At 69.5% G+C, this 13775-nt stretch carries 13 protein-coding genes; 3 read left to right on the forward strand and 10 right to left on the reverse strand.

The window, feature by feature from the left end; all coding sequences use genetic code 11:
- Positions 1–8 precede the first annotated feature (8 nt).
- The 8 genes from AMYNI_RS0126815 to AMYNI_RS0126855 form a co-directional block, all read right to left on the reverse strand.
- Entirely contained in the window at positions 9–1220 is a 1212-nt protein-coding gene (locus tag AMYNI_RS0126815) for an MCE family protein (protein WP_020671161.1), read from the reverse strand.
- An 88-nt stretch (positions 1221–1308) separates the two neighbouring features.
- Positions 1309–2340 carry an MCE family protein gene (locus AMYNI_RS0126820; protein ID WP_020671162.1) on the reverse strand — a complete coding sequence of 344 codons (1032 nt, stop codon included), beginning with the start codon at positions 2338–2340 and terminating at the stop codon, positions 1309–1311.
- Positions 2337–3329, reverse strand: coding sequence for an MCE family protein (locus AMYNI_RS0126825; protein ID WP_026360965.1), 993 nt, complete (start codon positions 3327–3329; stop codon positions 2337–2339). The genes AMYNI_RS0126820 and AMYNI_RS0126825 overlap by 4 nt, the downstream gene beginning before the upstream one ends.
- Positions 3326–4324 (reverse strand): MCE family protein, encoded by a 999-nt coding sequence (locus tag AMYNI_RS0126830; protein WP_020671164.1) that lies wholly within the window; start codon positions 4322–4324, stop codon positions 3326–3328. Before AMYNI_RS0126830 ends, AMYNI_RS0126825 begins: the two co-directional genes overlap by 4 nt.
- A complete protein-coding gene (locus AMYNI_RS0126835; RefSeq protein WP_020671165.1) occupies positions 4324–5328 on the reverse strand; it encodes an MCE family protein in 1005 nt (334 codons plus the stop codon). The genes AMYNI_RS0126830 and AMYNI_RS0126835 overlap by 1 nt, the downstream gene beginning before the upstream one ends.
- Positions 5325–6602, reverse strand: coding sequence for an MCE family protein (locus AMYNI_RS0126840; RefSeq protein WP_026360966.1), 1278 nt, complete (start codon positions 6600–6602; stop codon positions 5325–5327). Before AMYNI_RS0126840 ends, AMYNI_RS0126835 begins: the two co-directional genes overlap by 4 nt.
- Positions 6603–6774: 172 nt before the next feature.
- Positions 6775–7629: an MlaE family ABC transporter permease gene (locus tag AMYNI_RS0126850; protein WP_040405992.1), complete on the reverse strand. Its 855-nt coding sequence runs from the start codon at positions 7627–7629 to the stop codon at positions 6775–6777.
- A gap of 3 nt (positions 7630–7632) precedes the next feature.
- Positions 7633–8451: an MlaE family ABC transporter permease gene (locus tag AMYNI_RS0126855; RefSeq protein ID WP_051116369.1), complete on the reverse strand. Its 819-nt coding sequence runs from the start codon at positions 8449–8451 to the stop codon at positions 7633–7635.
- A gap of 318 nt (positions 8452–8769) precedes the next feature.
- On the opposite strand from AMYNI_RS0126855, the gene AMYNI_RS0126860 reads away from it, so the two are divergent.
- Complete coding sequence (locus AMYNI_RS0126860) at positions 8770–9402, forward strand: hypothetical protein (protein WP_040405994.1); 633 nt, start codon at positions 8770–8772, stop codon at positions 9400–9402.
- 28 nt (positions 9403–9430) lie between these two features.
- Positions 9431–10063: a hypothetical protein gene (locus AMYNI_RS0126865; protein WP_020671170.1), complete on the forward strand. Its 633-nt coding sequence runs from the start codon at positions 9431–9433 to the stop codon at positions 10061–10063.
- Positions 10064–10132: 69 nt separating this feature from the next.
- Here AMYNI_RS0126865 and AMYNI_RS0126870 read toward each other — a convergent pair whose 3' ends face one another.
- Together AMYNI_RS0126870 and AMYNI_RS45455 are read right to left on the reverse strand one after the other, a co-directional pair.
- The gene (locus AMYNI_RS0126870) at positions 10133–11527 is read right to left on the reverse strand and encodes a DUF6801 domain-containing protein (RefSeq protein WP_020671171.1); all 1395 of its coding nucleotides are present in this window, start codon (positions 11525–11527) and stop codon (positions 10133–10135) included.
- A gap of 96 nt (positions 11528–11623) precedes the next feature.
- On the reverse strand, positions 11624–12262 hold the full coding sequence (locus AMYNI_RS45455; RefSeq protein ID WP_020671172.1) for a DUF6801 domain-containing protein: 639 nt from the start codon (positions 12260–12262) through the stop codon (positions 11624–11626).
- A 468-nt stretch (positions 12263–12730) separates the two neighbouring features.
- On the opposite strand from AMYNI_RS45455, the gene AMYNI_RS0126880 reads away from it, so the two are divergent.
- The gene (locus AMYNI_RS0126880) at positions 12731–13774 is read left to right on the forward strand and encodes an RCC1 domain-containing protein (RefSeq protein ID WP_020671173.1); all 1044 of its coding nucleotides are present in this window, start codon (positions 12731–12733) and stop codon (positions 13772–13774) included.
- The last annotated feature ends 1 nt before the right edge of the window (position 13775 follow it).

Below are 13775 nucleotides of genomic sequence, written 5' to 3' on the forward strand. Positions count from 1 at the left end.
TTCTTCCGTCACTTCGGTAGCCACAGCATCTCCTCCATGCTGGTGGACACCAGCGGCAGCGTGGGCAGCCCGAGCGGTCCGGCGGCCAGCCCGGAGCCGGGGATCGCCGCCGGCGGGACGCCGGGATGCGGCGCGTTCTGCGATCCGCGCACCGAGCTTTCGTCGCCCTTCGGCAGTGTGCAGCGGGCGTCGGTGTTGAACGGCGCCGCGGTGGTGTCCTCGCCATCGCGCCGGACGGTGCCCTCGTAGCCCTGTTCGCAGGGTTCCGGTTTGAAGAAGGTCAGCGCCAGCGAGAGATGGCCGGTGTCGGGGGTGACCGCGGTGGAAGTGGCCGCCACCGCCTTGGGCAGGTTGACGAACAGGTGCTCCATGCCGTCGACCCTGGCTTCGAACACGTTCGCCGTGGTGAGCAGGTTCGCCACCAGTACCGAAAGCCCGGGGTTGGTGTCCTCGAGCAGCCCGGTGAGCTGGGTGGCCGCCTGCGGCGCGGTGCCGATCAGCTTGCGCAGGTCGCCGTCGGACCTGGCCAGCTCGGCCGCGAAGAGCTTGGCGTTGGAGCTGAACGAGCGCCACTGCGCCGAAGAGTCGGCCTGGGTCTGCAGCACGGTGGTGCCGTCGTTGATCAGCGTGCTGGTCTGCGGCAGGTGCTCGGCGGCGGTGCGGGTGAACTCGTTCGCCGAATCCAGCAGCACCTGCAGGTTCGGTCCGGCACCCTGCAGCCCGGCGTCCAGCTCGTCGACCACCGTGCGCAGCGAGTCCGTCGGCACCGACCCGGTGAACGCGCTCAGGTTGCCGAGCAGGGTCTGCACCGGCAGCGGGACGGCGGTGGACTCCTTGGGGATGACCGCGCCCTCGGTGAGGAACGGCCCGCCGTCGGTGCGTGGCTGCAGGTCCACGTACTGCTCACCGACGGCGGACCGGTTGGCCACCACCGCGCGTGAGTTCACCGGGATCCGCGCGTCGTCGTCGATCCGCAGCTCGGCTTCCATGCCATCACTGGTCAGCCGCAGCTCGCCGACCCTGCCGACGGCGACCCCGCGGTAGGTGACCTCGCTGTTGGTGAACACCCCGCCGCCGTCCGCGAGCTGCAGGCGCACCAGGTACCCGGAGCCGCCGAACAGCGAGCCGAGCCCGGCGTACTGCCCGCCGATGAAGGTGACCACGGACAGCGCGATGATCACGAAGGCGATCACCTGCGCCTTCACCCGCCTGGTCAGCACGTCGCCCCCTCCTCACCGAATGCAGCGAAGGCCACCTTCGCTGCATCCAGCGCAGGCAAGGTGGCCTTCGCTGCATCTGGGGTCAGCATCAGCCACCTCCGGTGCTGGGCAGGGGGAGCGGGGGCACATCGGGCAGCGGCATGGACGGGTCGCGCGGCACGGTGACGAACAGGTTCAGGTAGTCGCCCTTGGCCCCGTCGAGCACCGCGTCGGTGAACGGGAAGGTGGGCAGGATCTCCAGCGCCTTCGGCAGGTTCTCGCCCGCGTCGGCCAGCCTGGCCAGTATCGGCGAGAGCGCCGCCAGGTCGGCGACCAGATCGTCCTTGCTCCTGGTGATGGTGTCCACCGCGACGGCCGAAAGCTCGTCCAGCGACTGGAGCATGCCGACCAGTGCGGTGCGCTGGTCGGCGAGCGTCTTCAGGCCGGGGGTCAGGTCGGTCAGCGCGCCGGAGAGCTGCTCCTGGCGGCCGGCCAGTGTGGCGGAGAGCGTGTTCAGACCGTCCAGTGCCGCGGTGATCTCACCCTTGTGCGCGTCCAGGTTGGTGACCAGCTCGTCCATTCCGGACAGGAACGAGCGGATCTCGCCCTCGTTGCCGTCCATCACCTTGGTCAGCTCCCGGCTGATGGTCTGCAGCTGGCCGATGCCGCCGCCGTTGAGCAGCAGCGAGAGCGCGCCGAAGACCTCCTCCACCTCCGGGTTGCGGTTGGTGCGGTCCACCGTGATCACCGCGCCGCCCCCGAGCGGCTCGGCCGACGGCCGCTCCGGCGGGGCCAGCTCGACGAACTTCTCGCCGAGCAGGCTGGACTGGCGCAGCCTGGCCAGCGCGTTGGACGGCAGCCGCACGCCCGAGTTGACCAGCACCACGGCTTCGGCGGTCCAGCCGTCCGCACCGAGCGCGATCGACTCGACCCGGCCGACCGGCACGTCGTTCACCTTCACCGCCGCTTGCGGCACCAGGTCGAGCACGTCGGCGAACTGCACGGTGACCCGGTACGGCTGGTCGCCGACGTCGGCCCCGCCGGGCAGCGGGAGGTCGTAGACGCCGGTGAACTCGCCGGCCGAGCAGCCGGCGAGGCACAGCGCCGCACCGACGGCCAGTGCGCGCAGGGCCCGTCTCATTTCGCACCTCCCGGCAGCATGAAGAAGTAGTCGACCAGGGTGCGGCCCTGCAGGGTGCCGGACTTCGGGTCGAAGGCCCCGAGCACGTTGTCCACCGCCAGCGGCACGGTGTCCAGCGCCTCGGCCAGCTGCCCGCGCCGGTCCACCAGCACCTGGGTTGTCTGCGCCAACTTGTCCACATTGGACTTGATCAGCGCGCGGTTGTCCTTGATGAAGCCCTGGATCTCACCGAGCGCGCTGCCGAGGGTGTTCAGCGCGCCGGACAGCTCGGTCCGGTCGGTGGCCAGCGTCTGCCAGACCGAGTCCAGCTGCCGGTTCACCTCCCGCACGCCGGAATCGTTGCCGGCCAGCATGCTGGTGAACTTCTGCAGCTCGTCGATGGTGCCGAACAGGTCATCCTTGGAACCGGCCAGGGTGCGCGCCAGGTCGGCGAAGTTGCGCACCGAGTCGTTGAACGCCTTGCCGTTGCCGGCCAGGTTCGCCGCGCCGGTGTCGAGCAGCTCGGACAGCGCGCCGCCGGAGTTGGCACCGTCCGGCCCGAGCGCGGTGGTCAGCCCGTTCAGGCTGGCGTACAACTCGTCCAGCTCCACCGGGGTGCCGGTGCGCTCGGTGCCGACCACCGCGCCGTCGGCGATCCGCGGCCCGCCCCTGGCGGGATGGGTGAACTGGAGGTAGCGGTCGGACACCACGCTCGGCGCGACCACCAGCACCCCGGTGTCCACGGCCACCCCGGCGTCGTTCCGCACGGACAGCTTCACCTCGACCCGCTCGCCGCGCGGGGTCACCGTTTCCACCTGCCCGATCCGCACCCCGAGCAGTCGCACGTCGGAGCCGGAGTAGACGCCGACCGCGCGCGTGAAGTAGGCGGTGATGTGCTTGTCCCCGTTGCCGGAGAAGATCCACCACAGGCTGCCGGCCACGACCAGGCCGACCACCGTCAGCACCGCGAGGATCCGGCTGACCCGGACTCCGAACCTGGTGTCGCTCATCCGCCGCCTCCGATCCCCGGCGGCCGGCACGGATCCCGGTTCTCCGGCACCAGCGCGCAGATGTAGTTGTCCACCCAGCGGCCGTTGCCGGCGGCGTTGTTCACCACGCGGAAGTACGGCCCGGCCAGTTCCAGGCTCCGGTCCAGGTTCGCGGTCTGCCGCTGCAGGATGTCGGTCACCGCGCCCAGCCGTTCCAGCGCGGGCTTGAGCTGTGCGCCGTTGTCCGCGACCAGACCGGAAAGCTGCGTGGCCAGCTGCTGGGTGCCGACCAGCAGCGCGTGGATCGAATCGCGGCGGTTGTCCAGCTCGGTGAGCAGCAGGTTGCCGTCGTTGATCAGCTTCTCGAACTCGCCGCTGGAGCCGGCCAGCGTGCCGCTGATCGTGCGCGCGTTCCGGAGCAGCTCGGCCAGCTGGTCGTCGCGCGAGGCGACGGTCTTCGACAGCGCGCTGAGCCCGTCCAGCGCGGTCCGGATGTGCTCCGGAGAGCCCTTGAAGGTCTCCGAAATGGTCCGGAAGCTCTCCGCGAGCTGATCGGTGTCGATCGCGCCGACGGTGTTGGCCAGCCCGTTGAAGGCGTCGGTGACGTCGTACGGGGTGACCGTGCGGTTGCGCGGGATGGGCTGCTCGGGATCCTGGTTCGCGTCGCCGATCGGGTGCAGGGCAAGGAATTTGCGGCCCAGCAGGGTTTTGATCCTGATCTCGGCCGAGGTCTTGTTGCCCACCCATGCGTCCTTCACCCGGAACGTCACCAGCACCCTCGGGTCGCTGTCGTCCACCAGGTCGACGGCCCGCACCTCGCCGACCTTGATCCCGGCCACCCGCACCTCGTCGTCCGGTTGCAGCCCGGCCGCCTCGCTGAACTCGGCCTGGTACGAGGTGCCGGAGCCGACGATCGGCAGGTCCTCGTAGAAGAAGGTGGCGGTGAGCACCGCGGCCAGCACCACGCTGCCCACCGCGCCGACGGTGAGCGTGTTGCGCTCCCTGTACGACTTCATCAGCCCTTGCACCTCTCCGCCGTCACCGGAACGCCACCGGACGGGTCGTTGCCGGTGAGCACCGCCTCGCAGAGGTAGAAGTTCAGCCAGGAGCCGTAGCTGCCCGTCTTGCCGACCGTTTCCAGCTTCTTCGGCAGCAGGCTGAGGAACCGCTCGACCTCGTCGCCGGAGCCGGCCAGGTTCTCCGAAAGCCGGCCGAGCCCGGTGATGCTGTCCTTCAGCGGCGGCCTCGCCGACTCGAACAACCCGGCGGTGGCCGTGGTCAGCCCGGCGATGCCGTCGATCGCCTCGCCGATCGCGGTCCGGTCACCGGCCAGCCCTGACACCAGCCGCTGCACGGTGGAGACCAAAGTGGACAGCGCGTCGCCCTTGCTGTTGATGGTGCGCAGCACCGAGTTCAGATTGGTGATCACGTCCCCGATCACCTTGTCCCGGCTCGCCAGCGTGGCGGTGAGCGAGCCGGTGTGCGCGAGCAGGCTCTCCACGGTGCCGCCCTCGCCCTGCAGCACCTGCACGATCTCGCCGGAGAGCTGGTTCACGTCGTCCGGGGACAGCGCCTGGAACAGCGGCTTGAACCCGTTGAACAGGTCGGTCAGGTCCAGCGCCGGGGTGGTGCGTTCCAGCGGGATCTCCGCGCCCGGCTCCAGCGTGCCGGTCGAGGTCCGGCCGCGTTCCAGCGCGATGTAGCGCTGGCCGACCATATTGCGGTACTTGATCACCGCGCCGAGGTCGCCGGGCAGCTTGCGGCCGCGGTTCACCGAGAACGTCACCCGCGCGATGTGCTGGTCGACGATGTCCAGCTCCTCCACCTGGCCGACCCGGACCCCGGAGATCCGCACGTCGTCACCGACGTTGAGCGCGGTCGCGTCGGTGAACCTTGCGCGGTAGGTGTCGGTCTCGCCGAGGCCGGTGTTGGAGATCGAGATCGCCAGTATCGCGGTGGCCAGCCCGGTGACCAGGATGAAGATCACCGCCTTGATCAACGGCGACGCCAGTTTTCTCATTTCAGGGTCACCTCCGTCCCGCGATAGAGCGGCCCGACCAGCACGCTGCCCCAGCCGGGCACCTGACCGGCCGGCATGCCGACGGCGGGCCCGACCAGCCCGGCGAGCAGTTCCCGCTCCTGCGGCGAGTTCGGTACGCCGAGCTCGCCCCGGCCGCCGGGCAGCAGCGGATGTCCCGCTGCACCGGGGGCGACCGCGGCGGTACCGGTGGTGGGCATGACCCCGCTCGGGTAGCAGCGCGGCCCGCCGGTCGCGGTGAACGCCGGATCGTCCCGGCCAGGCTGGTAGGCCCCGCGTGACTCGGTGACGGTGGCCTCGACGTGCAGGCCGGGCTGGTCCGTGCCGGCTCCCAGCGCCTTGTCCATGGCCGGCTTGAGATCGGTCATCGCCTTGAGCGTGCACGGAAAACTGGGCGAATAGCGGGCGGCCACCTCCAGCGGCGCCCTGCTGTCGGCGGTCAGCCGGATCAGGTTGTCCTTGTTGTTGCGCAGGAACAGCTCGACGTCCTGGCTGGACGTGGTGACCTGGTCGTAGAGCGTGCCGAGCTCACCGCGCTTGTCCGCGACGGTGCCCAGGGTGACCGCGGTGTCGGTGAGCGAGTCCAGCAGATCCGGCGCGATGTCGCCGTACAGCTTGCTCACTTCGGCCAGGTCGCGGATGTTCTCGTTCAGCGCGGGCAGATCCGGATTGAACTCTTCGAGGTAGTTCGCCGCGGTGGCCAGTGTCTCGCCGAGCTGCGCGCCGCGGCCCTCCAGCGCGGTGGCCACCGCGGTCAGCGTGGTCGCCAGCTTCTGCGGCTGCACCGCCTGCAGCACCGGCAGCAGATCGCCGAACACCTTCTCCAGCTCGATCGCGTTCGCGGACCGGTCCTGCCCGATCACGTCGCCGGCGCCGATCGGCGGCTCCGTGGAACCGTCCGGAATGGACAGTTGCACGTAGCGCTCACCGAACAGCGTTTTCGGGATCAGCAGCGCGGACACGTTCTTCGGCAGATAGGCGGTCTTCTCCGGTTCCAGCGCGAGTTCGATCTCGGCCCCGCCACCGCCGCTGCGCACCGCCCTGACTTCACCGACCACCACGCCGCGCGCCTTCACCTCGGAGGTCACCTGCAGCTGGTTGCCGATCCGGTCGGTGCGCAGGGTGACCGGCACCGAGGTGACGAACTTCTTCTGGTACACCTGCACGGACAGCGTGATCAGCGAGGCCATCACCAGCAGGAAGATCACTCCCGCGGTGCGGACACCCAGCTTTCTCAGCCCCGGCCTCCTGCTCATCCCGCTGCCTCCCCCGCGAGCCTGCGCGCATCCGCGATCGTGTCGACGGGGCGCGACTCGGGGTGGCCGGAAACGTTGCCGGGCAGGGCGCCCCGCCGCCCCGATAGCGGGACCTGCCGGCGAATGCGCGCGTGCGGGTCGGCCTGGGTGCCACGGATGCGGGGGACGCTGTTCATCCGGCCACCTTGACCGTGGTCGTCGCGCCCCAGATGGCCAGGCTGAGGAAGAAGTCCAGCACCGCCACCGAGACGATCGCGGTGCGCACCGCGCGGCCGACCGCCACCCCGACCCCGGCCGGCCCGCCGCTCGCGCGGAACCCGTAGTAGCAGTGCGCGATCACCACCACCACGCTGAAGACCATCACCTTCCCGAAGGACCAGAGCACGTCGATCGGCGGCAGGAAGAGCTGGAAGTAGTGGTCGTAGGTGCCCGCCGACTGGCCGAAGAACCAGATCGTCACCTGCCGGGAAGCCACGTACGAAGTGAGCAGGCCGATCGCGTACAGCGGGATGACCGCGACGAACCCGGCGATGATTCGGGTGGTCACCAGGTACGGCACGCTGGGGATGCCCATCACCTCCAGCGCGTCGATCTCCTCGGAGATGCGCATCGCGCCGAGCTGGGCGGTGAACCCGCAGCCGACCGTCGCGGACAGTGCGAGCCCGGCCACCAGCGGCGCGATCTCCCGGGTGTTGAAGTAGGCCGAGATGAACCCGGCGAAGGCCGAGGTGCCCACCTGGTTCAGCGCGGAGTAGCCCTGCAGGCCGACCACGGTGCCGGTGAACACGGTCATCCCGATCATCACGCCGATCGTGCCGCCGATCACCGCCAGCGCCCCGCTGCCGAAGCTCACCTCGGCCAGCAGCCGGACGATCTCCCTGGTGTAGCGGCGAAGTGCCCGCGGCACCCAGGCCAGCGTGCGGAGCGCGAACAGGATCTGGTCGCCGAGCGTGTCCAGGAACCCGAACCGCCGGTCGATCGACTCCCGCACGCGCCGCACCTTCGGCGGGGAATAGCTCTCTGCCACGCGCTACATCCCCTTCGGCGGAACGAGCTGGAGGTACAGCGTGGTCAGCACCAGGTTCAGCATGAACAGCAGCAGGAAGGTGATCACCACGGACTGGTTCACCGCGTCGCCGACGCCCTTCGGCCCGCCACGCGGGTTCAGCCCGCGGTAGGAGGCCACCACCCCGGCCACGAAACCGAAGACGACCGCCTTGATCTCACTGATCCACAGGTCCGGCAGTTGGGCCAGCGCGGAGAAACTGGCCAGGTACGCGCCTGGCGTGCCGCCCTGCATGACCACGTTGAAGAAGTAGCCGCCGAGCACCCCGACCACGCTGACCATGCCGTTGAGGAAGGCGGCCACCCCCATCGCGGCGAGCACCCTTGGCACGATCAGCCGCTGCACCGGGGAGACGCCGAGCACCTCCATCGCGTCGATCTCTTCGCGGATGGTGCGGGAGCCGAGGTCCGCGCACATCGCCGAGCCGCCGGCACCGGCGATCAGCAGCGCGGTGACGATCGGGCTGGCCTGCTGGATGATCGCCAGCACGCTGGCCGCGCCGGTGAAGGACTGGGCACCGATCTGCGTGGTCAGCGAGCCGAGGTGCAGCGCGATGACCGCGCCGAACGGGATCGCCACCAGCGCGGTCGGCAGGATCGAGACGCTCGCGATGAACCAGAACTGCTGGACGAACTCGCGGAACTGGAACGGCCGCTTGAACGCGGACCGCACGACGTCCATGGCGAGGGCGTAGAGCGCCCCGGTCTGCCGGATCGCCGCGGCACCGGGAAACGTAGCCGTCCGCGCTGGCCTGATCCCCACGCCCACCTCCCCATTTTTCATAGTCCATTTGGCGTATAGTGCGTATGGCAGGTGGAGTCGATTGTTGCCCTGCAATTTGATTACTCGCCGGTACGCTAACTTCGGCCGGGTCCCGGAGACAAGAACTCCGGCTCGATCCATCGGTTACGTCCTGGTAACCGCCGGGTTTTTGCACCTTTCTGACAAAGTGCTCCCGGTGCTTTGTCAGAACCGGTGAACAAACTCGGCACTCGTTACGGGCGGGTAAGGAAAAGCTTTACGGTCCGCGTGGCGCCGACGTAGCGTACCGGCCAGTAGCGTTCGACATCTCGAAATACCTCCGGAATTGAGGGACGGCTCATGTTGCGCACGTCGAAATCATTGTTCGGACGGAGAGCGGCACTGGGGTTCGCCGGTGCGGCCGTCCTGCTGGCCGGCCTGCCGGCCGCACCGGCCTCGGCCGCGGAGATCAAGGTCAGCTACCCGGTCAGCGGTACCTCGATGGTGAAGAAAACGGGCAGTGCCTTGGAGTTGGGGCCGGGCACCCTGGCCGCGACGGTGACCACCAAGCCCGGCGGGGGTGACGTCAAGGGCGTGCTGAACCTGCCGCCGGCGCACGCCTCGTTCGCGGTCGCCGGGCTGATCCCGGTGCAGGCGACGGTGACCGTGCTGCCGACCGGACCGGCCACCGGTGAGATCAAGCAGGGCGTGCTGACCAGCCGCGCCGAATTCGACCTGAAACTGAGCGACATCTGGGTCGGTGGCATCTTCCCGATCCCGGTCGGCGGCGAGTGCAAGACGGAGCAGCCGGTCAGCGTGGACCTGAAGTCCGAGGGCGCCTTCACCGTGTTCGGTGGCGGTGCGGTCGCGGGCAGTTACACGATTCCGGACTTCGAGAACTGCACCATCTTCGCGCCGATCCTGAGCCCGTTGATCTCCGGACCGGACAACACCATCAAGCTCACCCTGGGCAAGCCGACCCCCATTCCCTGATTGAGTTCTGGCAGAGGAGGAGAATTTCATGGCAGGTACGACCAAAGCGGCCGGACGCGTGCTGCTCGCGGCGGCTTCGATGCCGGCCGCGGCCGTGCTCGGTGCGGCACCCGCGTCCGCGGCAGTGTCCGCCGCGATCAAGGTGCAATACCCGGTGAACGGCACTTCCACGGTGAAGAAGACCGGCGGCAGCATGACACTCGGGCCGGGCACCCTGGACACCACCGTGCTCACCAGACCGGGCGGCGGCGACCTGACCGGAAACCTCGCCCTGCCACCGGCGAGGACCTCGTTCGAGGCGGGCGGGTTCATCCCGGTGAAAGCGACGGTCACCGTCATCCCGACCGCGCCGGTGACCGGGGTGATCGCGCAGGGCGTGGTGACCACGCACGCGGAGGCCTACATCCAGCTCAGTGACATCTGGGTGGCCGGGATCTTCTACACCCCGGTCGGCAACGAGTGCAAGACCGCGACCCCGGTGTCGATGGACCTGAAGTCCACCGGTTCCTTCACCGTGTTCAACGGCGGCAAGGTGGCCGGCAGCTACACCATTCCGGACTTCAAGAACTGCACCATCTTCGGCCCGCTGCTGACCTCCCTGGTGTCCGGCCCGGACAACACCATCGAACTCACCCTCGGCAAAGCCATCCCCATCCCCTAACTCCCCCGCTTTGTCCGTGAAGGGCACCTTGCCTACCTTCAAAGTGGGCAAGGTGCCCTTCACGGATTGTCAGCCGGGTGGGGCGGTGGCCAGGATGGTTCGGAGGTCGAGGTCGATCGTGTTGCCGGGGCCGGAGACCATGCCGGTGACCAGCGGGTCGAGCGGTTCGGTGACCCCGCAGCCGGTGAACGGCGGGATGGTGAAGCTCCGCAGCTCCGGGTTCGGGCTGTCCGGGATGGTGGCGACCGGGCCGCCGGCGGTGACCGTGTACTTGCCGCCGGCCGGGGTGGCCATGGCGACCTTGACCGGGGTCACGGTCCGGCAGTTCTCGCCGACGTCGAGCGGGACGCCGTTCACCCGCACCGCGCTCAGCCTGATCACCACCTCCGCGCGCATGATCTCCAGCAGCCCCTGCCGGATCGATGCGGTGAGGAAGGTGAGCTTGCCGTCCGGGACGCCGGGCGGCAGGAGCTCGACCGAGCCCGTGGTCGGCATGAAACCGAAGGCGTTGAACGGGCTTTCGGTCTTCGGCAGCGCGGAGTCGATGGACAGGTCGCCCGGCTGGCCCGGCCCCGGCTGGACGAGCGACACCGCCGGGGCGATCCCGGGGCCGAGCTTGATCCTGGCGTTGATCTTGGCGACGGTGGAGGTGCCGATCACGCCCTGGGGCGAGTACTGCTGCTTGATCTCGGCCAGCAGCTCCGGCCCGGTGAGGGTCCGACCTTCCCGGCCCGCGGCCTCCGGCGAACCCGGCAGGCCGGGCACGGTCTCCGGCATCCCGCCGGAGTCGGAGCCGGTGGCGGGCGGCGGTTCGGCACCGGGCTGGACCATCGAAACCTTGGTCAGCGACGGATCCTGGTCCGCGGCCGCCGCGCAGGACGGCTCCACCGGCACCGGTTCGCCCTCGGCGGGATGCAGGGTGAGGCCGACGGTCAGCCCGGTGACGGCGAACTCGACGTCCGCCGCTCCCTCGGTGTCCACGGCGGCGGGGGTGGCGGTGGCCGGGAAGGCCAGCGGGCCGGTGTCCGGTTTCGGCGCCTTCGCAAGCGCCAGCTCCACCGGCAGTGCGGTCTCCTTCTTGCCCTGCCGCGCGGTGAGACCCAGGGTGGCTTTGCCCTCCAACGCCGCCGGGCCGCCGAGCGCGGCCAGTGCCTGCTCGGGCACGGTCACCTCGGTGTCCAGCGCGCCGAGCCGCACCGGGTTGCCGGCGCGTACCCAGGCCGGCGCGGTGGTGCTGATCGCCACCGAGATCCGGTACGGCTCCGCGGCGCCGGCGGATGTGCAGTCGTAGTTCAGCAGCCTGGCCACCGGCACGGCTTCCGCGACCGGCTCCGGCTCGGGCGGGGTGCCGGGACCGGCCCCGGCCAGCCCGCCGTTGAGGAGTGCGGCCGAAACCAGTACCGCGGCACCGGCGAGCCAGCGCGAGCGGAACGGCCGTGCGGTACGACGTGCCAGACGTGCCATGGCGGATCCTCGGTCTCATCCGGAAACTCAGCTGGAAACGAGCCGGGCGCCCCGGTCACCGAGATGACCGGAGCGCCTTGGCGGGAAAGGAAACTGCTAGGTGATGGTGGCGCTGCCGAGCTTGGCGTCCTGGCCACCGTCCAGCACGCAGGAGAAGGGAGCCTGCTCCTGCCACGCCGGGTCGGCATTCAGGAAATGGAAGTCCGCTCGGACGGTGAACGCGTTGTCCAGCGAGATGGTGAGCGGGCCGGGTGCCGCGCCCGCGGTCGCCGTCGGAATGAAGGTTCCGCTGTCCTGGTGGGCGGCCACCGGGAACGGTGGGTAGGTGGTGCCCGGGTTGTAGAACTGTTCAGCGATGCGGATATCGGTGGCGGTATTCGAGTCGAGCGTGCCGCCGGCGGCGATCACGTCCGCGTCGGCGAAGCCGCGCAGGCCGTCCACGCCGGCCAGGTCGTACAGGGTGCCGGCCACGTCCGACGGGACGGTCGCGACGACCTCCAGGGCGCGCACCGTGGCGGTGCTGCCGCTGGCCACCGAGTCGGGGCCGATGGCCTTGGCGTGCACGGTCAGCGCGCCCGGGCCAAGCAGCGGGTATTCGCAGGTGTAGGAAAGGTCGCCGGTTTCGTAGACGATGTCCGCCGCGGCCGCCGTGCCGGTGCCGAGTGCGGTGGCCATCGCCGCCACCAGGCCGACGGTCGCCAGGCTCGCGCCGAGCCTGCCCAGTCTTCGAGTCATCCTTGAATCGCCTCCATGCTTCAACTTTCGCCCCTGCCCGCCGGTGGCGGGTGTCCCTGAGTCGCCCATGACTCGCCGAAGAACTTGAGAATCTCGCCGGATCGATCTCGGTGGCACCGATTATTCGAATGTGTGAAGAATGCCCCCATGCTCGGTTACCGGCTAGTACGTTACGGGCGTGTCAACGGGGCGACAAGGGTGCGGCGGAAAAAGCACGGATAGCGATGATCATGGCCGGAAATGTTGTCAGCTTTGCTGAAAGCCTGGTCGGAGGTTTGTCGTGAAGCTACAAAACCGGCGTGGTACGCGCAGATCATTTTCGAGGAGCCGGAACTTCGGCGTACAGTTCGTTCCCGATACCGGACCGCGAGCCGCGCCGCGCGAATGGCCTAGTGGCTACTTCCGAACAGGGCAACGTGGTCCGCGAAAATGGCAGGGAATTACTTCTGGAATCGATTCGGAGGCCAGGTGCCGAACGCATCCGCCGACCGGCGCACACCGACCGTCACCCGTTTCGCGCTGTGCGCGACGGTAGCCGTGCTGGCCTTCGGCGCCGGTGGCGCGGCGGCGGGCGCCGGCACGACCCAGCACGCTTCGCCGCTCCCGTCGCCCGTGTTCGCGGCACCCGGCGGCGCCGCGGCGGTACCGGCACCGGCTCTGGCACCGGGGATCGGGAAGGTGGTGACCGCGGGCACGCCGTTCTGGACCCAGAACATCACCAACAGCACCGTCTACAACCGGCTCGGCATCGCCTCCGGGGTGCTCGAGGTGTCCAGCAGCGTGAACCAGACGATCGCCAGGAAGCAGGACGGCAGCCTGGTCGTCTGGGGCAACGACTTCTACCACCAGCAGACCGTCCCGCCCGCCGCGCTGGGCGCCACCGCGGTCGCTTCCGGCTACGGGCACCTGCTGGCGCTGAAGAACGGCGAAGTGATCGCCTGGGGCAGTTCGGCGCTCGGCGCCATCGAGGTGCCGCCGGCGGCGAAGTCGGGGGTGGTCGCGATCTCCACCCGTGGCCTGCACAGCCTGGCGCTCAAGTCGGACGGAAGCGTGGTCAGCTGGGGCATGCGCACGGACGTACCGGCGGCCGCGTCCTCCGGCGTCACCGCGATCTCCGCGGGCGGGGACCACAACCTGGCGCTGAAGAACGGCGGCGTGCTCGCCTGGGGCAGTGACAAGTTCGGCCAGACGGACGTGCCGGCCGCGGCGAAGTCCGGGGTCAAGGCGATCTCGGCGGGCTGGGACCACAGCCTCGCGCTGAAGACCGACGGCACGGTGCTCGCCTGGGGCAACAACGCGGACGGCCAGGCCACCGTGCCGGCCGAGGCCGCCTCCGGGGTCACCGCGATCTCGGCCGGGTCCCTGCACAGCCTCGCGCTGCTGGCCGGCGGGAAGGCGGTGAGCTGGGGCATGCCCGCGGCGGCGAGCAACCCCAACCCCCGCCCGGAGACGCCCGCCTCCGGCGTGACCGCGATCTACGCGGGCTACCGGGGCAGCGTGTTCCTCAAATAGC

Source organism: Amycolatopsis nigrescens CSC17Ta-90 (genome assembly GCF_000384315.1).
Classification (GTDB): domain Bacteria; phylum Actinomycetota; class Actinomycetes; order Mycobacteriales; family Pseudonocardiaceae; genus Amycolatopsis; species Amycolatopsis nigrescens.

Coding starts and splice junctions, on each gene's coding strand:
- AMYNI_RS0126820 (WP_020671162.1), bottom strand. CDS start 2,340: ATGAGACGGGCCCTGCGCGCACTGGCCGTCGGTGCGGCGCTGTGCCTC.
- AMYNI_RS0126825 (WP_026360965.1), bottom strand. CDS start 3,329: ATGAGCGACACCAGGTTCGGAGTCCGGGTCAGCCGGATCCTCGCGGTG.
- AMYNI_RS0126830 (WP_020671164.1), bottom strand. CDS start 4,324: ATGAAGTCGTACAGGGAGCGCAACACGCTCACCGTCGGCGCGGTGGGC.
- AMYNI_RS0126835 (WP_020671165.1), bottom strand. CDS start 5,328: ATGAGAAAACTGGCGTCGCCGTTGATCAAGGCGGTGATCTTCATCCTG.
- AMYNI_RS0126840 (WP_026360966.1), bottom strand. CDS start 6,602: ATGAGCAGGAGGCCGGGGCTGAGAAAGCTGGGTGTCCGCACCGCGGGA.
- AMYNI_RS0126855 (WP_051116369.1), bottom strand. CDS start 8,451: ATGAAAAATGGGGAGGTGGGCGTGGGGATCAGGCCAGCGCGGACGGCT.
- AMYNI_RS0126860 (WP_040405994.1), top strand. CDS start 8,770: ATGTTGCGCACGTCGAAATCATTGTTCGGACGGAGAGCGGCACTGGGG.
- AMYNI_RS0126865 (WP_020671170.1), top strand. CDS start 9,431: ATGGCAGGTACGACCAAAGCGGCCGGACGCGTGCTGCTCGCGGCGGCT.
- AMYNI_RS0126870 (WP_020671171.1), bottom strand. CDS start 11,527: ATGGCACGTCTGGCACGTCGTACCGCACGGCCGTTCCGCTCGCGCTGG.
- AMYNI_RS45455 (WP_020671172.1), bottom strand. CDS start 12,262: ATGACTCGAAGACTGGGCAGGCTCGGCGCGAGCCTGGCGACCGTCGGC.